Annotated in this window: 29 protein-coding genes and 1 pseudogene; 7 read left to right on the top strand and 23 right to left on the bottom strand. The window is 32.9% G+C overall.

Annotation, left to right across the window (positions count from 1 at the left end; genetic code table 11):
* Nucleotides 1-199: 199 nt before the first annotated feature.
* The 8 genes from MHH85_RS09280 to MHH85_RS09245 form a co-directional block, all read right to left on the bottom strand.
* Complete coding sequence (locus MHH85_RS09280) at nt 200-430, bottom strand: hypothetical protein (RefSeq protein WP_340706805.1); 231 nt, start codon at nt 428-430, stop codon at nt 200-202.
* Nucleotides 431-616: 186 nt separating this feature from the next.
* Entirely contained in the window at nt 617-1261 is a 645-nt protein-coding gene (locus MHH85_RS09275) for an alpha/beta family hydrolase (RefSeq protein ID WP_340706804.1), read from the bottom strand.
* A gap of 407 nt (nt 1262-1668) precedes the next feature.
* Nucleotides 1669-2178, bottom strand: coding sequence for a hypothetical protein (locus tag MHH85_RS09270; RefSeq protein WP_340706803.1), 510 nt, complete (start codon nt 2176-2178; stop codon nt 1669-1671).
* A gap of 278 nt (nt 2179-2456) precedes the next feature.
* Nucleotides 2457-3443, bottom strand: a complete 987-nt coding sequence (locus MHH85_RS09265; RefSeq protein WP_340706802.1) for a ketoacyl-ACP synthase III — start codon at nt 3441-3443, stop codon at nt 2457-2459.
* Between the two features lie 281 nt (nt 3444-3724).
* Nucleotides 3725-4108 carry a hypothetical protein gene (locus MHH85_RS09260; RefSeq protein WP_193739619.1) on the bottom strand — a complete coding sequence of 128 codons (384 nt, stop codon included), beginning with the start codon at nt 4106-4108 and terminating at the stop codon, nt 3725-3727.
* A gap of 509 nt (nt 4109-4617) precedes the next feature.
* Entirely contained in the window at nt 4618-5439 is an 822-nt protein-coding gene (locus MHH85_RS09255) for an ABC transporter ATP-binding protein (protein ID WP_340706801.1), read from the bottom strand.
* Entirely contained in the window at nt 5436-6443 is a 1008-nt protein-coding gene (locus tag MHH85_RS09250; RefSeq protein ID WP_340706800.1) for a FecCD family ABC transporter permease, read from the bottom strand. The genes MHH85_RS09255 and MHH85_RS09250 overlap by 4 nt, the downstream gene beginning before the upstream one ends.
* 27 nt (nt 6444-6470) lie before the next feature.
* Nucleotides 6471-7592, bottom strand: coding sequence for an ABC transporter substrate-binding protein (locus tag MHH85_RS09245; protein WP_340706799.1), 1122 nt, complete (start codon nt 7590-7592; stop codon nt 6471-6473).
* A 272-nt stretch (nt 7593-7864) separates the two neighbouring features.
* Between MHH85_RS09245 and MHH85_RS09240 the strand changes: the two genes are divergently transcribed.
* Together MHH85_RS09240 and MHH85_RS09235 are read left to right on the top strand one after the other, a co-directional pair.
* The gene (locus MHH85_RS09240; RefSeq protein WP_340706798.1) at nt 7865-8503 is read left to right on the top strand and encodes a phosphate starvation-inducible protein PhoH; all 639 of its coding nucleotides are present in this window, start codon (nt 7865-7867) and stop codon (nt 8501-8503) included.
* Entirely contained in the window at nt 8500-9105 is a 606-nt protein-coding gene (locus tag MHH85_RS09235) for a hypothetical protein (protein ID WP_193739624.1), read from the top strand. The genes MHH85_RS09240 and MHH85_RS09235 overlap by 4 nt, the downstream gene beginning before the upstream one ends.
* Nucleotides 9106-9377: 272 nt before the next feature.
* On the opposite strand, the gene MHH85_RS09230 is transcribed toward MHH85_RS09235, so the two are convergent.
* The 3 genes from MHH85_RS09230 to MHH85_RS09220 all read right to left on the bottom strand — a co-directional run bounded on the left by MHH85_RS09230 (nt 9378) and on the right by MHH85_RS09220 (nt 11365).
* Nucleotides 9378-9593, bottom strand: coding sequence for a hypothetical protein (locus MHH85_RS09230; RefSeq protein ID WP_340706797.1), 216 nt, complete (start codon nt 9591-9593; stop codon nt 9378-9380).
* A gap of 194 nt (nt 9594-9787) precedes the next feature.
* Nucleotides 9788-10222 (bottom strand): IDEAL domain-containing protein, encoded by a 435-nt coding sequence (locus tag MHH85_RS09225; protein WP_193739626.1) that lies wholly within the window; start codon nt 10220-10222, stop codon nt 9788-9790.
* 543 nt (nt 10223-10765) lie between these two features.
* Nucleotides 10766-11365: a TetR/AcrR family transcriptional regulator gene (locus tag MHH85_RS09220; RefSeq protein WP_340706796.1), complete on the bottom strand. Its 600-nt coding sequence runs from the start codon at nt 11363-11365 to the stop codon at nt 10766-10768.
* Between the two features lie 121 nt (nt 11366-11486).
* On the opposite strand from MHH85_RS09220, the gene MHH85_RS09215 reads away from it, so the two are divergent.
* Nucleotides 11487-12476, top strand: a complete 990-nt coding sequence (locus MHH85_RS09215) for an NADPH:quinone oxidoreductase family protein (RefSeq protein WP_340706795.1) — start codon at nt 11487-11489, stop codon at nt 12474-12476.
* Nucleotides 12477-12595: 119 nt separating this feature from the next.
* Here MHH85_RS09215 and MHH85_RS09210 read toward each other — a convergent pair whose 3' ends face one another.
* From MHH85_RS09210 to MHH85_RS09185, 6 genes are all read right to left on the bottom strand, one after another.
* A complete protein-coding gene (locus tag MHH85_RS09210; protein WP_340706794.1) occupies nt 12596-12790 on the bottom strand; it encodes a hypothetical protein in 195 nt (64 codons plus the stop codon).
* A 211-nt stretch (nt 12791-13001) separates the two neighbouring features.
* Nucleotides 13002-13778 (bottom strand): AraC family transcriptional regulator, encoded by a 777-nt coding sequence (locus MHH85_RS09205; RefSeq protein ID WP_340706793.1) that lies wholly within the window; start codon nt 13776-13778, stop codon nt 13002-13004.
* A gap of 23 nt (nt 13779-13801) precedes the next feature.
* On the bottom strand, nt 13802-14377 hold the full coding sequence (locus MHH85_RS09200; protein WP_340706792.1) for a LysE family translocator: 576 nt from the start codon (nt 14375-14377) through the stop codon (nt 13802-13804).
* Between the two features lie 198 nt (nt 14378-14575).
* Entirely contained in the window at nt 14576-14953 is a 378-nt protein-coding gene (locus MHH85_RS09195) for a hotdog domain-containing protein (protein ID WP_340706791.1), read from the bottom strand.
* A gap of 18 nt (nt 14954-14971) precedes the next feature.
* Complete coding sequence (locus tag MHH85_RS09190; protein ID WP_340706790.1) at nt 14972-15955, bottom strand: MBL fold metallo-hydrolase; 984 nt, start codon at nt 15953-15955, stop codon at nt 14972-14974.
* A 159-nt stretch (nt 15956-16114) separates the two neighbouring features.
* Entirely contained in the window at nt 16115-16555 is a 441-nt protein-coding gene (locus MHH85_RS09185; protein WP_340706789.1) for a hypothetical protein, read from the bottom strand.
* Nucleotides 16556-16824: 269 nt separating this feature from the next.
* Between MHH85_RS09185 and MHH85_RS09180 the strand changes: the two genes are divergently transcribed.
* Nucleotides 16825-16968 (top strand): hypothetical protein, encoded by a 144-nt coding sequence (locus tag MHH85_RS09180; protein ID WP_340706788.1) that lies wholly within the window; start codon nt 16825-16827, stop codon nt 16966-16968.
* Between the two features lie 134 nt (nt 16969-17102).
* On the opposite strand, the gene MHH85_RS09175 is transcribed toward MHH85_RS09180, so the two are convergent.
* The 3 genes and pseudogenes from MHH85_RS09175 to MHH85_RS09165 form a co-directional block, all read right to left on the bottom strand.
* On the bottom strand, nt 17103-20279 hold the full coding sequence (locus MHH85_RS09175) for an ATP-binding cassette domain-containing protein (RefSeq protein WP_340706787.1): 3177 nt from the start codon (nt 20277-20279) through the stop codon (nt 17103-17105).
* Nucleotides 20280-20745: 466 nt separating this feature from the next.
* On the bottom strand, nt 20746-21162 hold the full coding sequence (locus MHH85_RS09170) for an SRPBCC family protein (protein ID WP_227752151.1): 417 nt from the start codon (nt 21160-21162) through the stop codon (nt 20746-20748).
* A 138-nt stretch (nt 21163-21300) separates the two neighbouring features.
* Nucleotides 21301-21414 (bottom strand): annotated as a pseudogene (locus MHH85_RS09165) (ArsR family transcriptional regulator); the annotation flags it as partial.
* Between the two features lie 332 nt (nt 21415-21746).
* On the opposite strand from MHH85_RS09165, the gene MHH85_RS09160 reads away from it, so the two are divergent.
* Nucleotides 21747-21968: a hypothetical protein gene (locus MHH85_RS09160; protein WP_340706786.1), complete on the top strand. Its 222-nt coding sequence runs from the start codon at nt 21747-21749 to the stop codon at nt 21966-21968.
* Nucleotides 21969-22010: 42 nt separating this feature from the next.
* Nucleotides 22011-22295 carry a hypothetical protein gene (locus MHH85_RS09155; protein WP_340706785.1) on the top strand — a complete coding sequence of 95 codons (285 nt, stop codon included), beginning with the start codon at nt 22011-22013 and terminating at the stop codon, nt 22293-22295.
* 120 nt (nt 22296-22415) lie between these two features.
* Here MHH85_RS09155 and MHH85_RS09150 read toward each other — a convergent pair whose 3' ends face one another.
* Together MHH85_RS09150 and lepB are read right to left on the bottom strand one after the other, a co-directional pair.
* The gene (locus MHH85_RS09150; protein WP_340706784.1) at nt 22416-22739 is read right to left on the bottom strand and encodes a hypothetical protein; all 324 of its coding nucleotides are present in this window, start codon (nt 22737-22739) and stop codon (nt 22416-22418) included.
* 88 nt (nt 22740-22827) lie between these two features.
* On the bottom strand, nt 22828-23388 hold the full coding sequence (gene lepB / locus MHH85_RS09145; RefSeq protein ID WP_340706783.1) for a signal peptidase I: 561 nt from the start codon (nt 23386-23388) through the stop codon (nt 22828-22830).
* Nucleotides 23389-23721: 333 nt separating this feature from the next.
* Here lepB and MHH85_RS09140 point away from each other — a divergent pair, with 333 nt between their 5' ends.
* Nucleotides 23722-24642, top strand: a complete 921-nt coding sequence (locus MHH85_RS09140; RefSeq protein WP_340706782.1) for a C39 family peptidase — start codon at nt 23722-23724, stop codon at nt 24640-24642.
* A 223-nt stretch (nt 24643-24865) separates the two neighbouring features.
* On the opposite strand, the gene MHH85_RS09135 is transcribed toward MHH85_RS09140, so the two are convergent.
* Nucleotides 24866-25381, bottom strand: a complete 516-nt coding sequence (locus tag MHH85_RS09135) for a DinB family protein (RefSeq protein WP_340706781.1) — start codon at nt 25379-25381, stop codon at nt 24866-24868.
* Nucleotides 25382-25578 lie beyond the last annotated feature (197 nt).

Here is a 25578-nt window from a genome sequence, read left to right as displayed (position 1 = left end):
GGCAATTCAAATTCTCAAATAATCGGCATCTGATCCCCTGCTGTTTTCAAAATGGTTTAGCTTGAACAGTTTGGAAGATGTCGGTCGAGAACTCAAATTTTTCAGTAAGTCCCTCATCATAGTACAACTCATATTTAGCTGTATAGTCGTAAAATAAGCATCCAACAGGAGTTGTTCTGGATTATAAACTTCTTATTAATCACAAAACATTAATCAAAATTAATACGAAGAACATAACTGTCAAAAATATCATAGCTGCCAAAGATGTTATTTTTGTGTAGCGAATTACTCCGCTTGATAGTTCGGGTTCTTCTTTGTACATCCACCTTTTTCCCCATAAAATGCTTTCCTCAGGTTCAAAGTAACTCCATATTAATAAGCCGTATAAAGGAAGCATTAGAATAAATGTAATAATAATTTCAGCCACCATTTACAATCCCCATCCCCTCTAGCTATTTTCTTCTTCTCTATACAAGTTACGTAGTGTAGTTTAAATGGTTTCTAAATTTCAGGTGAAAAGCTATTTTACTTATTCGAAGGATGCGTAATTCGCACCTCTTTTGAATTCATTTTCGCAACTAAAATAACACCTAAATAGATTATCTTTTCGATGATTTCAGATCACCTTTATTACTTCCTGAAGTTTTTCCATTATATCTGATAAAGCTAATATTGAATTAGATGTCTCAAATCCACCGATGTCCAAGGAATGATCTGCATTTTGGACAATCTCTATCTTCAAATTTGCATAACTTAATTTTTCAATTTGTTCTAAATTGAAACGAGGATCATTGTCTCCGATAATTAATAACCCTTGATGTTCGCTACTTACAATTGAATCAAAAATCAATTCTAAATTTAATAATGGAGTAAGTAAAATCATCTTTGACTTTAAAAATTCTTCTCTTTTCATTAGGTCAAGAGCCATCGGAATTGTTCCAATTGACTTTCCTAAAAAAATCATTTCATTGTATTGACCATTGTTTAGAACATCTAAAATTACAGCGTTTATATCATCCATCATTGCTTTACATACTTCATCAAGCGTTTTTTTCATTATATGTTCACTGTAAGAGTAATGGATATGTACAATATCTATATTATTTTGAAGCATCGTCATAGTTGCATAATAAAATAAAGGCTTGTCATAATTGTATCCTGAACCTGAAAACATAAAGCAAATTGTGTTGGACCCCGTTTCAAAATGTGTATAACTTATTGTGTTGTCGGTCGTTTGTACATTCTTCTTATTTACTATCATCAATTTTCCCTCCGAATGTATTTGTTGTATGTTCCGTCTTAAGAGCCATAATATCCGATGGTTCGTGGAAGGTCTAAGATGTTCTGCTATAGACTGAACAAAACCTGCTATTTGGATTAGCTGAAAGATGTTTGATTAACATTCATTATGGATATCTACTTTAAAAGCAGTATGAATTTCAAATATTTCTTTAAGATACAAACTTGCGAGTTCACCTCCTATTATATACTTAAATTGGAAATAAATCATATAAATTAACAATAATAAAAGGTTCAAATCATCTACGATTTGAACCCGAAATTTAAAGTTTAATTAGGTTTGTACTCTTTAACTGAACCCTCTACAAAGAAGAAACAGTTCGGTTGTATTTATAAATCGTAAAGCATGAACGTACATGCTATTTTCCATCATTTATTGTTCTTAAATGTCACTTCAATAGGTAAATTAAGTTCTGCTTTATTTTTCGAGAAAAAGACGTTAACTCCATTTTCTAATTGTATATAATCTTGAACTTTTACTTTATTATTTATTTCGATAGTATCGTCTGTTAGTGATACTCCCCAAATAATACTTTCACCATCCTCTAGCTCGTGATATATCCATTCTACTGGATCGCCTTCGTGATCCTTCCTCTTCCACACCTCATAGTTCATTTTACCGTTATAACTAAGTATTCCATCTTCAAAGTAAAAGATTTCAATCGATTTACGGTTGGAATCCGAATAGAAAAAGGTTTTCCCATTTTTGATTGTAAGAGATTCGATTAGCTCATCGCTTTCTATATATGTATCAAGTGCATCTGAAATCTTTTGAGCATAGTAATTATTATCAAAATTAATAGTAGGTTTGATTGAAAATGTAAGTAATATAAAGATAATCATTATAAAAAAAAGTAGAATAATCGTCTTCTTAATCATAATTACTGATCACCTCTCTTCACCTTCTCAGATTGCATAATTTTAAGTATTTAATAAAATGAATGCTATTTAATATTTATCGATATTAGTAGTAACTTATGCATTATCATTAATAAATTTTCTCTACTAAAATGTATGAGTTCAAAAAAAGATGAGTGACAGTAGTCACTCATCTATCTAGTCCTATATAAAATGTTATTAATCCTGTATATATAATAATGTATAATTTCTTAACAAATATTGGTCTATCACACGTTTTATAAGACGTATACACTTCTCTATTCAACTGTCCAGTTGATAAGTAACCCTGCGTGTGCTAAACCTCCACCGAATCCGTATAATAAGATCTTATCCCCGTTTTTAACTTTGCCTTCACGAACCCCTTGATCTAATGACAGTGGTATTGTTGCTGCTGAAGTATTACCAAAATTAACTAAGCTATATAATGTTTGCTCAAGAGGAAAATCACTCTTCACACATATTGATTCAATCATTCTTAAATTTGCGCTGTGTGGGACAAACCAATCTACATCTTTTAATTCCATTGAAGCATTCTGCAATACCGTTTTCATTCCTTTAGGTACTGTTGTGACAGCCCACTTATATACTGCTCGGCCATTTTGAACAAATTTTCCATTGTCTACTATTTCTTCACCATTCATCATGTTTGATAAATTCGAACAATATAAGCTCTTGCCGCCTTCACCTTCAGAACCTATATGTGAAGAAATGAAACTTGGTTTTTGTTCATCATATTCTAAGAGCACTGCTCCAGCTCCGTCTCCGAATAGTATACAAGTAGCTCTATCTGTATAATCTGTAATTCTAGATAAAGTTTCAGACCCAACCACCAAGACTTTTTTATTTAATCCTGAAGTGATCATCCCATTAGCTACATATAATCCGTACGTAAAACCAGAACAAGCTGTATTTAAATCAAATGCACCTGTATTCTTTATACCTAGCTTCGCCTGCAGTGTAGAAGCGACACTTGGCGTTTTGAAATCAGGGGTCATCGTACAAACAATAATCAAATCCACATCATCGACAGATTTATTGTATCGCTCCATTAGATTTCGTACAGCCTGATAAGCTAAATCACTTGTAAACTCGTCTTCTCTTGCCATTCTTCGCTCTTTTATTCCTGTACGTTGCACGATCCATTCATCATTTGTCTCAACAAGTTTTTCTAATTCTGTATTAGTTAATGTTCGCTCAGGTACATACGAACCGATAGCTGTTATTCTCGCTTTTGATTGAAACATAAAAAAACCTCCAAGTTATTTATCTTAATCATATTAACACTTATTTATAGCACCTGGTACTAAATATTATCAAATATATATACTTTTTATGTTTTAATTTAATAGTTATCCTGTTTTTATTAAATCCTACTAAGTGATATGAGAAGATTAATTTGTCAGAAGTATATTTGAAGATACGCTTGAGTGTCATCAAAACTGCAAAAAAGAATTCGTTTGGTATTAACGAATTCCTTTTAATAAGGCTATTTTAGGGGTATAGGGCTTACTTTTAAACATTCATTTCAATGGTCATCTATCGGTAACGTATTTTTAATTACATCACTATATTTCGTACTTATTTCTTTTAAATCTTCTTTTCCTATTTCTAGTACATATCTAATTTTAATCTTGTCGTACTCTGCTTTGGTTTTTGTTTTCTTTAATTTCGTCTTTTCACTTTCCCCTTTTTGAAAGGTGAAAACTGTAGCATTCTCTCGATACATCATATCTGCGGTTTCTACAATTACTTGATTACTCTCCATTGCCTTACCTTTATAAAAATCAACATTTTCAACATCATATGATTCATCTGAAATGATTTCTTCTTTTGCTGTTTCATCATTTACACAACCAGTTAATGCTAATATGAATAAAACCATACTTAAAATTGATATTTTCTTGACCATTAATATCTCCTTCCCTTTAATATATTTATTCCTGAGTGATACTCAAATATGGAATAAGTAATATGTACTCCCTAAAGCTAAAAAACTAATTTATTACTACAATTGCTTATAAGTTGCATCTGAATTACTTGGTAATGTGTTGACTTCATATCGGGTTCAGATATGTAATGAAAATCATTTTAGATCAAAAGCGTTATGGAAGTATAAAACTCGTACAATTGATTTTGCTTACATATATATTGCCCATTATTTACCTCAAATAAAATGGAAATAAATACTATAACGAAAAGGCAAATAAATACTATAACGAGAAGGCAAATAAACACGATTCCTCTAGATATAAAAACTTAGATAATTGTATAATTCCTCCTTTTTCTCCTTTCTATACTGCTTTTGAATTCATTTACTCTTAAACGTATTTATAGTTTTAATGGCATAACAAAATCCCCATTAAGTAGTGTATTAGTATCTACTTAAAAGGGATATTTTCATTAACAATCATTTTTCTATTAAATTTTTTCCATTCCAAAGTATTCAGGAACAAGTACACTAAATGTTAAATTTTGATTTGTCATTTGTAGTTTCTTCACTTCAATACCAAAGTAAGTCAACATGTTCTTTTCATTTAATAACTCATTTACATTTCCTGTGATAACTGGTTTGTTTTTCGCCACCAATAATACTTTATCCCCAAAATAGATTGCATGATTAGCATAATGCGTATTTATAATGCAAGAAATATTTTTTTCTCGGACAAGCTTTTGAATTGTTTCTAATATTATTTTCTGTTTATGAATATCTAAATGAGATTCTGGTTCATCCAAGACAAGGATTTTCGGATCAGACACGAGAGTACGTGCAATAAGTGCCAGCTGTAATTCACCACCACTTACTGAGTTACAAGATTGCTCTGCTAAATGAGAGATTCCTACAGATTCAAGTGCCTCAAATGCCAATTTCCGATCATTATCAGAAGGTTTTGAAAAAGCGCCGATATAAATCGCTCTCCCCATTATAACTAGATCTAAAATTGAATAAGCAAATGTCATTTTGGATGCTTGAGGTATATATCCAATTTGTTGCCAAATGAATTTTTGGGATAAAGAATTCATCGGTTTACCATCTAAATATGATGCCCCATGTTTCCATGGCTGCAATCCCATAATACATTTCAACATTGTCGTTTTACCTGCACCATTTGGACCTAAAATTGATAGTATCTCCCCAGGCTTTAACTCAAAGTTGATTGGATCATGATACAAAAAAGAAGTTTTTTCTTTAATTTTTCCTTTACTATAATAAAAATTCCCATCTTTTACTGCTAATATCATTGCCATCCACCACCTGTTTTTCTAAGTAATATAGCGAAAAATGGCGCTCCAACAATCGCTGTTAATATGGATAAAGGAATTTCGGTAGCTGTAATCGAACGAGCTAGTGTGTCAATGACTAATAAATACATTGCTCCGATTGAAACCGATGCTGGCAAAACATATTGGTTATTACTCCCGACAATCATTCGAGCAATATGAGGAATGATTAATCCTACCCAGCCAATAATGCCGGAGATTGAAACAGCTGATGCTGTAATTAATGTCGCAGCAAAAATAACCAGCCATTTTAATTTCGTTGTGGAGACACCAAGAGATCGTGCCTCTTCATCCGATAAAGATAAGATATTCATACGCCATCTTAGAGCATATAAAATAATAATACCTATTAATATGAGTGGACCAGCTACCCATAAATCTTTGTAAGAAGCTGTTCCTAAACTACCCATTAACCAATATGTAATAGACGGTAGTTTTTCTTCTGGATCTGAAACAAATTTCACTAATGAGATGAGAGCTTGGAACAATGCGCTTGTTACAACACCTGCTAAAACCATCATAAATATCGGCATATTCTTCTTCATACCGCTAATTATGAAAGTAAATAGAATAGCTAGAATACCCATCATTAATGCGAAAATTTGGGTAGTAAAGCCATGACCAATAATCAAAATACCAAGTGAAGCACCAAATCCTGCACCGGCAGAAACTCCAAGAATATCAGGACTAACTAACGGATTCGCAAACATACTTTGAAATGCTGCACCAGCAATAGACAAACCGCCACCAATTAGCATTGCAAGTAGAATACGAGGCAAACGGATTTTCATGACAACAGTTTCCTCCATTTGTGACCACGTTTGCTCGATATCAAACACATGAGATAATAAAATTTTCATTTGTACTACTAAATCTACTTGATAGCGACCTATGCTAAGAGACAAGAAACCAAATAATATTGGCAGTAGTAATAATATAGTCCATTTCAAAGTATTTTTTCTCATTTCAATTCACCTTCACTTGTTGTTTTCTTAATACTTTGCAGCTTCAGAAGATGGATTTAAAATGTCTTTTACTTGGTCTTCTGTTACATCATAGTTGTAGAATTTTGAATAGTATTTTTGGATTTCTTCAGTCATATCATAATCGAATAATTCTGGATGGTTATGCTGAGCCATCCATTTCAACATAAGTGGTGCATCTCCATTTGGTGGATACCAGCGATAAATGCCCAGAGGGACTTTGAACACTTGTTTATTTTTTACTGCTGTTAACTGACTCCAGTCTTGTCCTTTAATCGTGTTATTGAACAAGTCCTTTGGCTGTGTTTCGGTAAAATTTGTAATGTAGATGATATCTGGATCCCATTTATACACTTGTTCCATATTGACTGCTTTAATTCCTTGAACATCCTCCTCTGCAACATCTTTACCACCAGTCGCTTTAATCCATCTATTCCCGTGCATATTAGAGCCTGCTACTGATATTTCTTTATCGCTATGGTATTGAAGAATCATTACTTTTGGTTTTTCTTCTTTTTTGACATTTGCAAGCTTATCATTAATCTCTTGTTGATTCTTTTTACCTTCATCTATAATTTGCTCTGGTCTATCTGTTGTTCCTGTAATTTCCCCAGTTAATGTTAACCAGCGATTTAATATTTCTAATGGATCATCCGAATCTGCTGTTGCTTGTAGTGCAACTGTAGGAACACCTGCTTCTTCTAACTTATTTATTGACTTCTCGTCCGATGCAATTTCAAAATAGACTTCAGGATTAACCTTCATCAATTCCTCTATATTCACTTCACCATTTTTAATAAAAGATGTATCCGCTTTTAAAATATCCGGTGAAATGTCTTTTAAGATTGAATGCGAAGCAGCGTTAAATGAGTTTGGATGCATTCCAACGATCTCTTTTGTAGAATTAGTTGCAACATACCATGTAGAAAAATAAGGTAGGATGCCACCTACTACAACGCGATCAGGATTTGTTGGAATTTTTACTTCGCGATTTAATTCGTCCTTTATCATAGTCTCTTCTTTCGATTCTACTGTTTCTTTTGATGTGGATTTATTAGCATTATCCGACTGATTACAACCTACTAATAACGCAGAAATGGCTAATGCTGATAATGGGTATTTCCAATTCATATGTTCAACTCTCCTAAAATAATTTGATTCTACTAAATAAATGATAATGATTATCAATATCACTTTATACTTTACAGGATAATTATTATAAGAGTCAATACTTTTCGACATTTTCCAACATAACCACTTAGTAACCATCTATTATTTTTTCTTATTATGCTTCTTTTTAGCATATATTTATTAAAATTCTATTTGATAATGATTATCATTAATGATAAGATGTATTCAATTATAGGCATACTCACCATTCACAAGCCTTTTGGAGGATTATTATGACAACTAAAGAAGAGATTTTAATTTTAGATCCAGGCAATGCATTTGGACTTGAACGAAGAACTAACGCTTTTATCAATGACAATATGACATTGATTGATCAGTATGATTTAGATAAAACAGATTTATCTTCTATTCAAGCATTGATCATCCCTGAATTCGTTGACCAACGCTTTCTAGCTATACATAAAGGTTTAATCGAACAATTTTTAAATGATAAAAAACTAATTGTTTTCTGTGGACATCTGTATATTGATTGGTTACCTGGAGCTAGTCATTTCATTCCGAAAACTATCAATCACCACACTGATTACGCTCTTACAATCATAAAAGACCAAGGGATATTTGCAGGTGTTGACCCTGATGATATGACATATAACAAAGGTGTATCGGGCTTCTTTGCACGTGGTCATCATCCAATACCAACAGATGCAGAAGTACTGGTTACATTGCCAAACAATGAACCTGTCACATATATTGACCGCAATACAACAAAAGGCACTATTTTAGCACATGCAGGTAAAGACCTTATATGGTATTACAAACAAAACAAAACTACTGACCGTATTAGTGAACAATTACTACAATGGATACATTCTGAAATTAATGAATTACATCAAGGGAGTAAAAACATATGAGAAAAATAGCAGTAATAATGAGTGGCAATGCCCCTCATAACCGAACATTTAATGAACCTAAATTCAATAAATATATTACCCAACTAATCTATTTTCCAGAATTCGAGCAAACAGTTTTAGATGAATTTGACGTGCTTCTCTTCCCTTCACAATTAAACGAAAAATTATTAATACGTGCAGCAAACAAAGTACGTACATTTGCGAATAATGGTGGTATTGTAGTTGCTTTTGGTCCACAACCTTGGGAATGGCTTCCGAACCAAAAATGGGAGGAGCGCGAAACGAATTTTTGGTGGTGGCTTGAAGAAGATGCGAAAAGTGGTTTAGTATTATCTGCTCCTCACTATGACTTGTTTAATTATCTGACATTAACCGATGCTACTTGGCATCAGCACGGTGTTTTCTGGCCACCAAATGGTGCTGAAAAGTTAATTACAACCGAAGATGGTGGCGCTGTTATGTATGTTGATAAAGTCAGTACTAAAGGGACATTAATAATCACCACATTAGATCCAGATTATCATTTTGGAGCTTATTTCATGCCAGCTACAGAGAGATTTTTAGACGGCTTTATTCCGTGGATTGCAGAAGGTAAGATATAAATAAAAACTAAAATACTTCTCTTGCATTTCATCTTTCCAAGAAGATAGATTAATATTGTTTACCTATTACCGTTGCTTCATATCATCATGATAAAACCAACCCCCTCCTTATCATACATTGTTGGAGGGGATTGGTTTTATTCGCAATAAAATTAATCGGAATTTTCTGAATAAGTACATTATTATAGTTACCAAGGTAAAGTGGTATGCCTTCATATATCTCTTCTATTCTTTTTAAATCTTTTTGGTATATGTGATATTGTTAACAGCATTCAATAGTCTTTATTGTCAATATAGTTACAGCATTCTTGAGTGGTAAGGAAGCACTCATGTACCTCATTATTTTGAATTTCGTAAAATTTGTTAGTACGCTCCACCATGTAATTTTGGATCATAATATGTTCTCCAACCTGTAACTGCTCAATTTTTGTTAATAATGGATCTTCAGATAAGCCGTTTAAAGTAAAAATACTAATTTGTTCAACCATTTATACACCCCTAACAATGAAAAATTTACATTACTCAACTTTTCTTTAGATAGTTATCAATCCAGTGTGCAATTTTTATATTGCTTAATTAAAACACTCTCTTCATTATATATCCTTTCATGTAAAAAATTCAAAATATTAGGATAATTAAATGGTTTTAGATTTCTACTTGAATAACTAGGACCATGTTAAATCTATGGTCCTTTTATTAATTTATAAAATAATTCTTTATCTCCCGTGTCTAATGCAAAATCAATGAGCCACTCTAAATTTTTCTTTTCAATTTCAGCAATGAGCTTCTCCGTTTCTGGTGTAATTTGAGGTTCATTTAACTTTTGTAATTTAGTAACGAAACGACTTGTATATGTTTTAATAACAGCGATAAGGTTACTTTTTTCAGCAAGGTCTCTGAGGGTAAATACTGTATTATTTGTGAACCTATAAATGGCGTTATCATTTACAATGCAGTTTTTATTTATATCAAATTCTATGCCTTTTCCATTGGTTGACTCTAAAAAGTACAATTCACCATCGATTTTAATCACAATATCACCTGCTAAAAAGTCCATAATTAGTGTTTTTCTAGAATTTATACGTATTTTACTCGGTTCATAACACAATACTTCCATAAGATCCTCTGCCTCCCCAATCAGACTTTATATATATTAATTCAAGATGAAGTTCCAACTAATGATTTGAATTTTCAGACTTTATATAATGTATTCCAAAAGATTGACAACATCTAGTTGGTTTTCTTATACGACTTCAGGAAATTTAACAATTTATAAACGACTCGCAAACATAATTATATGTATTTTGTTTTAGACAATTACACTTTGTTCTAATACCAATAGAACTTCATTTATTCCATACAACAATTTAATTTTAAAACCCTAAGATTATCCTTATAAATTTAGCGATCTAATGATCAAGCAAAGTCAACTAGCTAATTGCCTTAGAAACTTGATGAACAAGATACCTTTAGCATGCACATTGTTATCTGTATTTAGTAATTCTCTATAGCTTCCTCACCTTTACAAGCAAATTTCAAGGAAAATTAAAAGGCCGAACTCTGTACACCAACGAGTTCGGACCTTAAAATCCAGGAAATATTTACTTGTACAACATATTTAATTTTTATTTCCATTATATGTTTTTTATACATTTTTAACCTATCGTTTTGGATATTGTAGTAAATTTAAGATGCTATTCATACAGGACTCTTTATAGAATTGATGAAGCTCTTCCTCATTGGATGTTAACCATTGAATTAATGATCCATCAATGAGAGCTCTCATCATCTTTGCATTGGTCAACGTGTCAATCTCCTGGCTAAATATACCTTCTTTTTTGCCTAACTCAATTATTTCTTTCCCAATTCCCCAGCAATTTTCATAAAAATCCATGTTTATTCTTTTATAATCTGTATTCCCATTTGCTTGAGCTAAAAAATCTAAATAGACACTGTAAAATTTTCTATTTTTTTGCGGTGAAATAAAAACGGCATCAATGTATGCGCTAAGTTTTGCTATAGCTGTTTGGTGTTGATTAATCTCTTCTAATTCAGATTTATAAATTTGATTTGTAATTGATTCTAGTAATTCCAATAGGATGTTTTGTTTGCTATTAAAGTAATAGTGAACAACCCCTTTAGATACGCCAGCATTATCCGCAATATGCTGTAGAGTGACGTTGTCATAACCTAACTCTGAAACTACATTATAGGCTGCTTTCATTATTTGTGTTTTTCGTTCTTCTTCTTTCTTTTTCATCGTAACCTCCGTAATACTTAATATGACAATTATACATTAATTTAAACACTTGAAAATTATTTTGACCGGTCAGAATAATTTTGTTATTCTATAGACGAAGTAAAGTAAAGGGGTGTTTCTAATGATAGATAGATTTAAAGCATTGGTAGTAAATAACGAGGATGATTTTACGGTTAAAGTTAATGAGCTAACTCTAAAAGATCTACCAGATGGTGATGTGTTAATTAAAGTATCTTACTCATCGATCAATTATAAAGATAGTTTGGCTACTATTCCAAACGGTAATATCGTTAACACTTATCCCTTTGTTCCTGGCATTGATTTAGCAGGTATTGTAGTTTCATCTAATGATTCTCGCTTTCAAGAAGGTGACGAGGTTATTGCGACTAGCTATGAGATTGGTGTCTCCCATTTTGGTGGCTATAGTGAATATGCTCGCATTCCAGCTAATTGGATTGTCAGACTTCCAAAAGGTCTTACGTTAAAAGAAGCAATGATTATTGGAACGGCTGGTTTTACTGCAGCATTGTCCGTTCTGAGATTAGAAGAAAATAGTGCATCTCCAGAAAAGGGTAAGGTACTAGTAACAGGTGCAACTGGTGGTGTTGGTAGCTTTGCTATCTCTATTCTCTCTACACTCGGTTATCAAGTTGAAGCAAGTACAGGTAAAGAATCTGAACAAGAGTTTTTGAGAAGCCTTGGAGCCACTTCAATTGTTTCTCGTGAAGAAGTATATGATGGGAAAATAAGAGCGTTAGGCAAACAAAAATGGGCCGCTGCCGTCGATCCAGTTGGTGGTGAACCACTGGCATCTTTACTAAGCCAAATTCAATACGGTGGTTCAGTTGCAGTAAGTGGATTAACGGCAGGGACAAAACTTCCGACAACCGTCTTCCCATTTATTTTAAGAGGAATAAATTTACTTGGAATTGATTCTGTATATTGTCCTATGGAAACTCGTTTGAAAGTATGGGACCGATTAGCGTCAGATTTCAAACCAGAAAACCTAGAAAAATTCATACAGCAAGAAGTGACACTACAACAACTTCCTGAAGTTCTCCCTACCCTACTTAAGGGGCAAGCGAAAGGTAGAACACTTGTGAAATTATAACGAAAAAAGTGGCGAGATATATTGATTCTCGTCACTTTTTTATGATTATTCTATTTAAAACTATAAAATCTAATGAATATTCCAAAATAAAACTTCAGAGGTGAATGCCTGACAACATATTAAAGTTTTTCAAAATAACTACCATTTAATAATGCCACTATATCACCAATTGCGCCTAAACATGCGAATATGAAATAGTAGCTGGCTTTTGAAATTTCCTTGTTAAAAAGTTCTTTAAATGCTTGAATAAAAATCTGCTCAAACTTAAACCAACTAAGAACCCAAGCAATTATTATAAAACTAACAATTATCAATCGGTTTAATCCTCCATCTTATTCTCTGACATATTAACCTATTCCAAAGAATAGTCAAGTACAATCAGTCTTTAACATTCGATGATCTAATGCTAAATATATCCTTAGAAACTTGAGTGTATCATAATTCTTCACTAGCTTTTGAATTCTTTATCAGTTCTTTTACCATACAGCTTATTGCTATCAAATACTACAAGCTTAGTATTAACTCTCAATTTAAATGAGACATATATTCAAATGCGGTTGTTCCATATACGCCTTTAAAGTGTTTATTTAAATGGGTTAGATCAACAAAACCACATTCTGCTACTGCTGAGTAAATATCTTTATTCATATCTATTAACTGCTTAGCTCGTTCTATCTTACAGTTAAGATAGTATTGATATGGTGTAATCCCAGTATGCGCTTTGAACAATCGAATAAATTGAAATTTCGATAAATTAAGCTGATTACATAACTCGTCTAATTTAAGTACATTTTCTAAGTTTGAATGTAGCATAACCTTTGCTTTTCTAATTAAATTATTATCTTTCTTATTATCTGTTGATAGGTTATTTTGAATAAGGATATCTGTAAGGGATATGAGTAATTCACTACACAAAGCATCTTCTTCATTATTTAATATTGCATTAGAAAGACTTAATATTCTTTGTACAAGTTGATAATCATACACAATGGGAGAAGAAAAACGTACTATATCTTTATTCTCAATAACCTCTAAAAGCAATTGTGGCTTAATATATAGCATAATATAATCAAGACCTGTTTCATCATGCGCCATTCCGTCATGTGCCTGTTCTGGATTAAATAGCATTACTCCATTTTTATATGATAATTGTAAACTACCGTCCAAATTGTAATGTTGAATTCCTCGCAATGTTACACCTATTGCATACTCCTCGTGACAATGCTTTTTATACTTAAAATCCGTAATACTTGCTGATAACGCCGTAATACCTGCCGATTTTTTATAAATAAATTTATCCATCTTATTCACCTCTTATCACCCTACTACAGCCAAATCATAATGGCAGCAGACACTAAAAAGAGTGTCATTATTACATTAACCATCTTTTCATGTTTCTGCAAAAAAGTTTTAAAGATTGCACCGAAAAGAACCCATGTAATAAATGCTGAAAATCCAATGATAGTTATAAATAGAGCACTTATTGTCAACACAGACTTTGAGTTATAGAAGGGCAAAATAAAGTTAGGAAAAACAGTCATTGTAAATAGTACAACTTTAGGATTTAAAAACTGCATAATGAAACCTGATTTAAAGGTACCACCTTTATTTCCAGTTGAGTCTGATGAATCCATTTTATAAATTTGATAAGCGAGATAAAGCATATAAATACTTCCGATAATCTGCATAACCATTAATATTTTTGGTATAACCGTTATCAGTGCTGTATTCAACATAGCAGAAATAATAAGCAGGGCACCAAAAGCAATAGTCGCACCATATGTATATTCCAAGGCTTTTTTTACCCCGAAATTATGTACTGTAGATAGTATGACGATATTAGTAGGTCCTGGTGTAAATGTAACAATAAAACAGTAAATTATAACAGAAGCAATATTCATACGAAAACTCCTTTTAAGGTATTATCATATAATTATTACACCTGAAAACTAATTACATATAGTATATTATTGCAGGACTATATACAGCTTTTCTTCGAATTAAGAAAAAACGCATTGGATAAATTCTACCCAATGCATTTATTGAAATAAATATTATTGTACTTAAAGTCTTTGTTTGTTGAAGATAACTTATAGAACTCAAAGTATAACACCTGAGAATTCCCCTTTTAATACTTCTTTTTCATTTTGATTTTTACATACAAAGGAAGCGATAATAGCTGTTCTATTATTTGCTTGCGCTTCGTATTTTTCAATTTTCACTTCACAAATAATTGTATCTCCCGTATAGACAGGTCTTAAAAATTCGAAATTCATATTTCGAGCTAATACGTTATGATCTCCACCTACTTTTGTTGGTAGAGTTGCCGTTAATAACCCTTGAATAACAAGTCTTCCCTGATCATCAGGTGTTCTATGATGAACTCCTTCATCTCCTGAAATTTCTGTAAATAATTCAACATCCCTAATTGTGAAAGTTCGTTCAAACGAAATGATATCTCCTACGTTTAATGGCATTTAAATCTCCCCTTTTAATTAAATGAGAAAATCTTGAAGTTTCCAGTCTTTCGGTTTAATGTTCTTGTCCATCCAACTCTTTTGTGGTGTTTGGTATGAAGTGGTAGCGATTAAATAATTATTATGCCAGCTGGCAGCAGCCGAACGAATCATTTCATCGAGCAGGATTTGGATAAATTCTTCTGGCTGAAGCTGAAAAGAGTAGCGTGCAAAATCTTGGAACCAACCACACTTGAGTAGGTAGCTACTGACTTCTTCTTTTGCCAAACCGTTTTTTATGATTAATGTGAATGAAAAAATTCTTTTGCAGGCATGCCATGAAATTTTTTCTGGTGTCTTTAGCCACTTTTCAAACCGTTCTCTTGCAGCATCAATAGAAGCCTTAGGATTCTCTATTTCAGATCCATGTCCTGAATATGCATGTTGAATCCTGATTGTCGACAACTGATCCAAACTTTCAAGTGATCGTTGGATAGACGAGACACCCTCTCGAAAGACATTTAGCCAACCGATGTCATTTTTATGAAAGAGATCCCCGCATATTAACATCTCTTCTTCAGGTTCATATAAAGAAATATGCCCTAACGTATGTCCCGGTGTGTGTAAGACTCTCAGAAATCTACTTCCTGTATGAATCTCATCATTATCCGAGAGCTTTGTATCCACTCGATAAGGTTCTACAGGTTGATCTAACCATTCTGCACTACAAGATTCAGGTTCACAAGAATTAATCAAATCGGCGTCCCATTTATGAGCAGCAATCTTAACACCATAATTTTTTTGGAAATGATAATTGCCTCCTACATGATCACTATGATAGTGCGTATTCACAATTAGGTGTAATTCTTCTGGTGATACGCCTTCTTGTTTAATTAATTCCTCGGTCTCCTTCACATCACTCCCAAAACCTGTATCAATTAGGATTGGTAGTTGATCTTTAATAAGAATCATATTGGCACTCGGAAATTTTCTTTCAAAGAAAATAATACTAGATTTACCCATTAGTTATTCCTCCTAAATCTTGTGAACTATTCGATTCTGATTGAGCTTTCGTTCAATTGAATTTTATGTATTTTCAAAATAACTCATCTTTAGTTAAGAAATTCTGGATCTTCTTTTTGAAATTCGCCTATAATTCAACTTAACTTCCTTCACAAACTTCTAATTTACATCAATATCAAATACCAAAGTAGTTTCACCATTTTTCCATTTCCCTACAACTTCATATACATAATAGCCTTCTTCAGAAGGAACTGTTAATACATTTTCGTCTAATTGAACTTCTTCAACTAATCCATCTTCATTCCATTGATACACAGTAATAGACGTAGTTTTATTCTCAAGCACAATTTCTATTTCACTATTCTTTTCAACAGTTAAAGTGTCAAATTGGTCTGCAACTTCAACTGGATAGAAATGGTCTAATTTTTTACTTTCTACCGCTTCATCCTTGTATGTATAGAATCCTTGTATCAAATTATATTCTTCATTATCAATAATTACCTTACCCTCTAAATACATTGAACTTGCTGTATTTCCAGCAAGTTGACTACATCCCACAAGCATAAAAGGAGTTAAAAATAATAATAAAAATCTACTCATTTGAATCATCCTTTTCTAACAGTTGTTAATAAATACTTCGATATACTATTAAAAATACCTCTTTAATATACAAACAACTTCAATATTAAATCACCTAACCTTCTTAGATTAACGCTCACCTCGTATATAATTACTCCTATTGAATAATTCACTTAATGGCATAGGCAATGAACTAAAACATATACATTACATAATATAGATATAGGTATGAAATATAAAAAAAGGATGATGTATAAAATGACATTGTTGATATTGTGAGTATTTCAGTAATGGGAACCCCTTTAGGTAACGGAGGAATACCTGCAGATTGGGAAGATGAATACTTGGACATTGATCGTTGGGAGAATGATGGCGGTAGTAGTCTTCGGACAAGAATTGATCGCATTCGTGAATGGAAAAGTAATATCTTCTAAGCATACTACAACTCATAAATATTGTCAGAAGATGCCAATTAAGCGTCATTTCAGAACAAAAGAAAACTCATTTACAATTTATCATTGCAAATGAGTTTTTTTCACTGAATAACAGCTAGCTCTTTAATTAAATATTACTTTTTATTATTTTGCTCAAGGAATTGGTATATCGCCATCATCTCTTGTTTATTCAACTCACGAATACGACTAAAAATTGGAATATGTGCAACTGCCTCAAGATTTAAGCCTTCAGAAACAACATCACTTACATTGCCAGTTAACCAAGTTTGCACGGTTATGCCTTCGACAATTTCCTTACGCCCTTCATCATTGATACCACTTTCATAACAACTTACACATGGTACCGATAATTTATATACGCCATCATGGAGTCCATCTTCGGAAATTACTTTCTTCCCTTTACAGAAAGGACATTGATGACTTTTTTTAATTTTATTTATGAGAGTAACAATTTTTTTGTAACCTAACGCTTCATAGACATAAGTAAGCTTTTTGTATTTTCCATTGGTGAAATATTTATCAATGATCGTTTCTCTCGTTTCGGTAATATTGTCAAAATCACAAATTGTAATTCGATTACTTTTGCTGATGGATTCGATATTGCCGCTAATACTGCCCCAGAATGGAAGGACATTTTGTAAAACCATTTCATAATGGGCAAAGCTTCCCTGCTCCAGCTCAAACATTTTTAGAGCAACTTGTGTATCTCTAGGTAATAGTGAAACATCTTCTGTCAAAGTCATGTCACTACCGACGATAGCCTTTAGTTTTTCAAATATCGGTAACTTACCAACTGTTTTCATAACTTGATCAATAGGTAGCTTAATAATTTCACGAATATCGGTGTCGTTAAATTTTAGCTTTTTATGATGATTTAGAACGGTTCCTTTACAGATTGGACAGGTAATCATTTCTTTGCTTGCTTTCATTTGCTCTTTAATGATTGATTTCGAAACAACTATATAACGTCCGATGATGAGATTAAAGCCTTCCCATGTCCTTCTCGCCTTTCCTGCTTTATCATAAAATGACTTTTCCCAATAGCCATATAAAAAGGTATGCTTTTCATCTTCCGTCATGTCATTATAACTTTTAGTTAGATCCTGACCGAGTTCATTCTTAATCTCATCAAACAGAAATTCCAATTTTGGATATTGATAGTATTTTAAAACCTCCATTACTTCTGGATAGAATAGTCCATCCCAGAATGGCACGTTTTTATCTTGAATAACAATGTCAATATCAAATTTTTCAATCACTTGTCGGCCCGAGCAGGAAGGACAATGGTTTTCTTGATTATAGAAATCAAATCTATTCGTATTTTTATTGGTCGGATGAGAAGCCACAATATGGTTGATCAAGCCACCCATTTCATATAGAAAACTATATTGACTATACAAATGCCGTTCGAAATCAATGGCGATGACTGGTGCAATAGTTTCAGATTCGTATTCACCATAAATCAAACGTGCCATTGATGATAAGCTTTTTAAGATACCACCCTTATAAACGTTTTCAGCATTGTTAAAATAGGATATATGATTTTCTGTTAAGTAAGTTACGCCATTTTGTTGATTGAGTGTTGAAGAAATTTGTATTGGAGCAACTCCTTCTTCACTGTTTTTTCGACGATAATATTCTTCATGACTGACAACATCTAAATGTCGCACAGGTGCAAGCTGTCTTTCACCAAAATCAACTATAAAATCAGAGTTTTCAAGCATATATGCATTATGTTCAATCATTATTATGGAGACTGATTCATCTTGCAAAATGCTTCTAAGACTATCGATGAATTGATTTAAAATATTTTGTGATAAACCTTTTGAAGGCTCGTCAAAAATAAAAAGAGTATGTGGATTTCTAGAGTTGGTAAACAACTCAGAAACTAAATGAACACATTGAAATTCACCCGTCGATAAGGACTGTGTTTTTCTTTCTAAAGTCAAATAACCAAGACCAAGTTTGATCAATAAACTCAAGCGTTTATGAGCGATATCACCTTCTGGGAGTTCATCAATAATGTCTTCAATCGAGCGCTGAAAAATATCATCAATATCTTCACTATATTTTATGAGCTTTCTTTTAATATCAAGAAACGTCGCAACTGTTGACCGGCTCGTTATCGATTGGTTTCGTTCCTGCCCAACCATGACAATTTTATCTTTTGGATATCGCTTCAAAAAGTCTTTAGCCATACATTCATTAACAAGAGTCGATTTTCCACATCCTGATTCACCCGTAAAGGTTACAAGTCTATTTTTAGGAATCTGAATTTCTTCCATTTGAATATTACGACAGTAGAGCTCCTTGAATTGATAGTACTCTGTTGGAAATGCATCATTTCGTTCCCAAATGATTGGTTTTGGACGTGGTGATTCTTCGACAATTTTCCCGCCGTATTTTCCACTACCTGGACCGAAGAACAATTGCTCATCCGTTGTGTCTAGTACCGTGTCAGAATGATCAATGAGCCAAATTTGATTCTTATAGCCTAATTGTTTAATCTGTTCTAAAATTTTCAAAAGTGTTTGGTGATCAAGGCCAACTGATATTTCATCAATAATAATAACGGTATTATCACTGGCTGCCATGAATTCTGCCAAGTATAGTCGTGTTAATTCTCCTCCTGACAGTGTACCCATAATACGATTTAATGTTAAGTAACCTATGTTCATATTGATCATATTATTGAGAATATGTTGTTTACCTTCACTAATATTTAAAACTTCTGCAAGTGAAATAATAGATTCAATACTTAAGTCGTTAATATCGGCAATATTATGTGGTTTATCAAATAAATCAATCATATATTGCTTAACTTCTTGATTATAGCGCTTCCCCTGACACTTAGGACATTCGACATTTTTAGTTGTTCCACGACCTTTACAACTTGGACACCAACCTAACTCATTATTAAATGAAAAAACTTCTGGAGACAGATTGAATTTTTCAGCAAGAGTAACACGAATGTCTTTAAATACACCTGTATGTGTGCCAATTGTAGAACGTGGATTAGAAGAGATAGATGATTTTCCAAGGAAAAGGACTAAAGGCATTTCTTCCATCTTGATGGCACTAAAATTTGTATCCATAATTGTAGGAAATAAATATTGATATTCAGCTTTTGGTAATAAAGAAACGAGACGCTTCTTGGATTCTTCGCCAATTGTTTGACAAAAAGTCGTTTTACCAGATCCAGACAAACCAGCAATTCCTATCGATTTATCTACTTGTAGTACGGCATCTAATTTGTTAATATTATTTGCAATTAATTGATTGATTTTCATAGTGATGCCCTCTCGATTCTATAAATTTAATAATGCCATTATTGTAAAATTCCAATTGAATTTGTTGTGTTTTTTGAATCGACATTCACATCCTAATTGTATAGGAAGATTTCTAAAACCATTTTGAAGAAACAATGTAATGGGTCAAATCCAGCAATTCGTGATCCTTTATTAAACGTAAGACATTCCATTAAACATGAGGCATTGGACACACTTAAATTGCTCATTTAAATTATTTTTTGTTTTTCCATAAGGTGAGAAATAAAAGGGCTTCTTTCTTTAGAAATGCCTATTATCATAAAGAAAGAGCACAATTCTAGCTACAGAATTGCGCCCGATTGTTAAAGAATAGTTAATTAGTATGAACGATTAATATTTATCATTTCTATTTGATTGATATTTTCAAGTACCCATTCAAAATGGTTAGTACTGAATATCAGAGAAGCTAGATAATGAAGAAATCATTTTACAGTTCTGCTAATACTTTTCCGAGCTGATCACCCATATTTGTCCAAGCATATTTAGCTCCCTCGATAGCTCCTTGGCGTGCTTTTGTTTCTTCACTAAATCCAGATTGATCTAGATGTAGATGGATAATTCCATCTGAACCTTCTTTCAAAGTCCATGTAATAGTTGTACTTTCCCCGGCACTTAACCAAGTGTAAGATAATGTATGAGGCTCGTCCACTTTAAGTACCTCACAGTCTACAATTCCATCCCACCACTCATTTGGCTCAGCTCGGAATTGAAATTTATGTCCCACGATTGGTTTGAAATCATTTTTCCATATCCATTTCGCTAGTGTATCCGAATCTGTTAAAGCATTCCACACCTGCTCTATCGAATTTGTAAATTGAAAATCTAATGATACATCTGGTTTCATTTTTTGTTCCTCCAATATAATATTTAATTTAAAAATTCTTTCTTTCCAGAATTCTTCGTAATAAGATACCCAATCTTTTATTTCTTTCAACGGAGTGGCATTCAAGCGATACCTCGTCTCTCTACCAACCCTTCGAGCGATTACAAGATCAGCATCTTTAAGAATAGCCAAATGCTTAGAAACTGCTGTACGGCCCATTTGAAAATGAACCGTTATCTCATGTAGGGGTAATTCTTCAACATCTGATAACATTCGAAGTAATTTTCGTCTTGTTGGATCAGCAACAGCTTCATAAACATCCCTTACTTGGCTTTTATCGTTCAAAATCACCCCCACCTTTTCATTATTATTTCCTGTAATGTCATCGATTAAACTTCATATTACCCTAATAGGACACCTTATAGTGTCACATTGATTATAGGACACCAAAAGGTGGCATGTCAAGTTCACGCTACTATTTCAATATCTGACCATTTTATAGAACAAGTACTGATATTCATGGGGACTTATCGCACAATAATTCCGAATTTACCTGAAGATACTGGGAATAATAAAATCTTATAGAAAATACGAGGTGGTGAAATATGAAAAAGATTATGCTTCTGTTTTTTTTTTCATCTTGTTCCCTGCTCTTTTTTATGGTACCTGCAATAGCACATGATAAACCAAGTCCTTATGAAAAGATATATCCCGAGATTGGATACAAAACCGTAGTAGCTGCTTTAAACGAATTTGAACAACATTATAAAGAAAAACTGGAGTTACCACTTAGAGTGCCACCAATAAGTTTTACTCATTATTTTTGACGCTTTAATGATTTAGAAGGTGACAACAATGATTCATTTGAATTGGTTTATATTAATGATAAGGCTTCTGAAAATCATTATAAAATCGGTATTCGACCTATCGAAGCGAAAATTCCTAAAAGAAAGAAATATGTACTGAATACTTATGAACTTAAAAATGGAAATGAAGCAACATTGATGAGAATTTCCGGTTTTAATGTACTTGTTTTCGAGAGAGGGAACTGGCAGTATATGCTAAGCATAGATAAAAGGGTTTCAGATAAGGTGACACCTGAAACTTTAGTGGAAATAGCTAATTCTATTGACTATCCAAATGTAAAAGATTGATCGTAATTCATGCAACAACAGTCTGAATAAAAAACTAAGTTAGATCTAGTCAGTCTAACTTAGCTTTATGTTGATTTGTCTTGTTGGCATTGAAAACTGCATTCCATATTAACAATCATATTAGTCTCTATTTTGACTTATGAAATAACTAATAACATTAAAAAAACTAATGCCAACAATCGCTATAAATACATAGAAAGTAATCGTATCTCCACCTAAATTAAGTTCGTCCACAATAATACCATCCACAAATAATAATTGAGTAGAAAATAAAACGTTGACGATGGATATACTTACAACTGTAAATGTATTAATATAGCGTTTCCGAACTTTTGGTAAGATGATTGCTATAAAAAGAAGTATTGATATCAAAAGAATTGTTATAAAAAGTGGCCTAAACAGCGTAAATACCCCATCAATTTCAAACATTTCATATGTATACATTATGTTACTCTCCTTTTATTTTCCCTCTGATGGTACTTAGATAAAACGATAGCGTACCCTGCATTATTCATACAGAATACGCCAATCTTTACTTATATTTTTCAATAAACCCAATGTCGTCAATTGGCCAAATCGTTATATCGGCATTTCCTACTATTTTATTCATTGGAACTAAACCAACGATTCGGCTATCTGTGCTATTTCTTCGGTTATCCCCCATTACAAAGACATAGCCTTCTGGTATTACAGACATTTGCGTATATTCTTCTAGTGTAAAGTCTTCAGTTAGTGGACCTCCATCCAAGAGACTGCTTTTATATTTGTTTAAATAAGGCTCATCATGCGGTTGTCCATTTATATATAATTGGTCGCTACTATACTCAATCTGATCCCCTGGTAAGCCTATTACTCGTTTTATATAGTCCTTGTCTTCAGTTGCATGAAACACAATTATATCAAAACGATCAGGATGACCAATTTTACTGACTATCATTCGTTCCCCACTTTCTAGAGTAGGCATCATTGATTCGCCTTCTACAATAATAGGAGTGAATAGAAAGAAGCGAAATATAAACGCTAGTCCAACTGCAATGAATAAGGCTTTTGTCCATTCCCAAAGAGAATTTTTTTCTGCTTTCACATTTGTCATTTATTTCTCTCCTTTTAGTATCACATATAAGTATGCCTTTTATGGAGGATTTCATTAGTTTCACTCTTTGCCATTTATTTAATATATGAATAGAAAAACACTTCATTCATTTAACCCTTATATATACCGGCTTCATTTAGTAAAATGGTCCAAAAAATTTTTCTGATAATATTTCATTCCATAACTTCTTCCTTTTACAAAACAATTGATTTACATGATAAGATAATAATGGTATATAATCCGTTTTCGATGTGATTAAACTATTTATTAAAAGGTAGAACAGATTTTGTGGAGAGTTACCTTAACAAATAACAACTTAGAGAGGTTTTTAAAATGAAAAAAACGAACATTCTAATGGCAAGTACGATGAGTCTTTCATTACTATTAAGTGGCTTGTCAGCAACTAGCTCATCTATAACACCAGAAACAACATCTATTACGGCTGGTGCTGAATTGCATAGACATATTACTAAGGTTAGTGCACCTGTAAAGAAGATTCAGACTTTGTACATATCAAACGTTCGTGCGAATGCAGGGACTAAATATAAAGTGATTGCTTCAGCGAAAAAAGGCAAAGTTTTCACTTCATATGCTACAAAAAAAGTGGGTTCTACAACTTGGCATAAGGTAAAGGTGAATAACAAAACAGGTTGGATTTCTAGTACTGTCGTCAAAAGCTATTCAAGTAAAACATTGAAAGTACCTTTTGTAAGTCAATTATCACCTGTGAATGCTCCATTTGGCTGTGAAGGAGCAAGTTTATTGATGGCTTTACAATACAAAGGGTATTCAAAAGTCGGCTTACGTACATTTTTAGATAATATGCCTAAGGACAAAGGTGGCAATCCGTATAAAGGTTTTGCTGGTGGCAATCCTTATGCTAACCAAAATGGTGTATTCCAATCCATCTTCCCAAAACCATTAACGACTTATGGTAAAGAATCTAGCAGTAAAGTAGCAAATGTATCTGGCTATTCTACTACTCAAATCAAAAAAGAATTAGATAAAGGCAATCCAGTCGTAGCCTACGTTACTTTAGATTTTAAAAAGCCAGTTTGGGCCAAGTGGAAAATGGGCAGTGCAGGTACAAAGAATATCGTTGATAATATGCATGTTGTCACAGTCATCGGATACAACAGCAACGGCTCATACTATGTGGCAGATCCAAATAGTAAGAAGGAAAAATATTGGGTCAGCAAGACGAACTTTGAACGCGCATACAATGCTCTTCAATGGGGCGTTGTAGTACGTTAAAAATAGTTAAAACAAGCACACTACTAAACTTTTTGGTAGTGTGATTGTTAATTTTAGTTTTCAATTAGAGGTCTTTATTTTAAATAGCAAGGATGTTATTGCAACATATCATGATTAATGCTTAAAATTAATACCGGAGGACTAAAGTATTCTCCTACCACATCAAAAAAATCATACTGTGCAAATATCCCCTATGTTTTAATTATTTCATGACCTTGTATTCCTAATTGTCGAAAAGTCCTCTGCCTCTCAGGTTTGCGGAAACAGGTTCCTTTCCTATTTCACGTGCCCATATAGATAACTGCCCTATGTGGTGAATTTCGTGGACAATTACATGTCGTATAATCTCTCCGTGTGTACATTCAATGACTCGCTGCCTAATTGGCGCATCTCTAGAGCTAATTGGTTCTTCATTGAAATCAGTTTCTGAAAGTTTCCGAGATTCCTTTTCGTTTGTCCAAGATATCACAAATGGTTTCACTTTCTCATGGTATTGAGCTGAAAGGTTTTTCAATTTTTGTACACTAGCATAATCCTCAAACAATGGCTCCTCAGGCACTGGTTCACCTCGTAAACCTAAAATCCACATATATTCCACATCTACAATGTGAAACAGGGTATGTAGGATACTTTCGAATCCACCGACCCGATTCTTTAATAGTTCTTCATCCGATATGTCTTCACACCATGTAAACCACTCATCACGAACTTGCCAGTTATATTGAAACAGTTTCAACATCACAACAACCTCCATCTTTTATAATTGCATTATTTTTACATACAGCAATCGTTTATACTATGCAACATCTAAGTGAGTCAAAACAAATTCATAAAGATAAAACAACTAGCAATATGGGTCTCGTTACTAGTAATAACAGTGAAATTCATTAGTGTATACGAAATTTCAAAAGGATAGATAAAGCGATTAAAAAATGC

The organism is Viridibacillus sp. FSL E2-0187, assembly GCF_038006425.1.
In the GTDB taxonomy this organism is placed as follows: Bacteria; Bacillota; Bacilli; order Bacillales_A; family Planococcaceae; genus Viridibacillus; species Viridibacillus arvi.
This window is presented reverse-complemented; position numbering and strand designations above follow the sequence as displayed.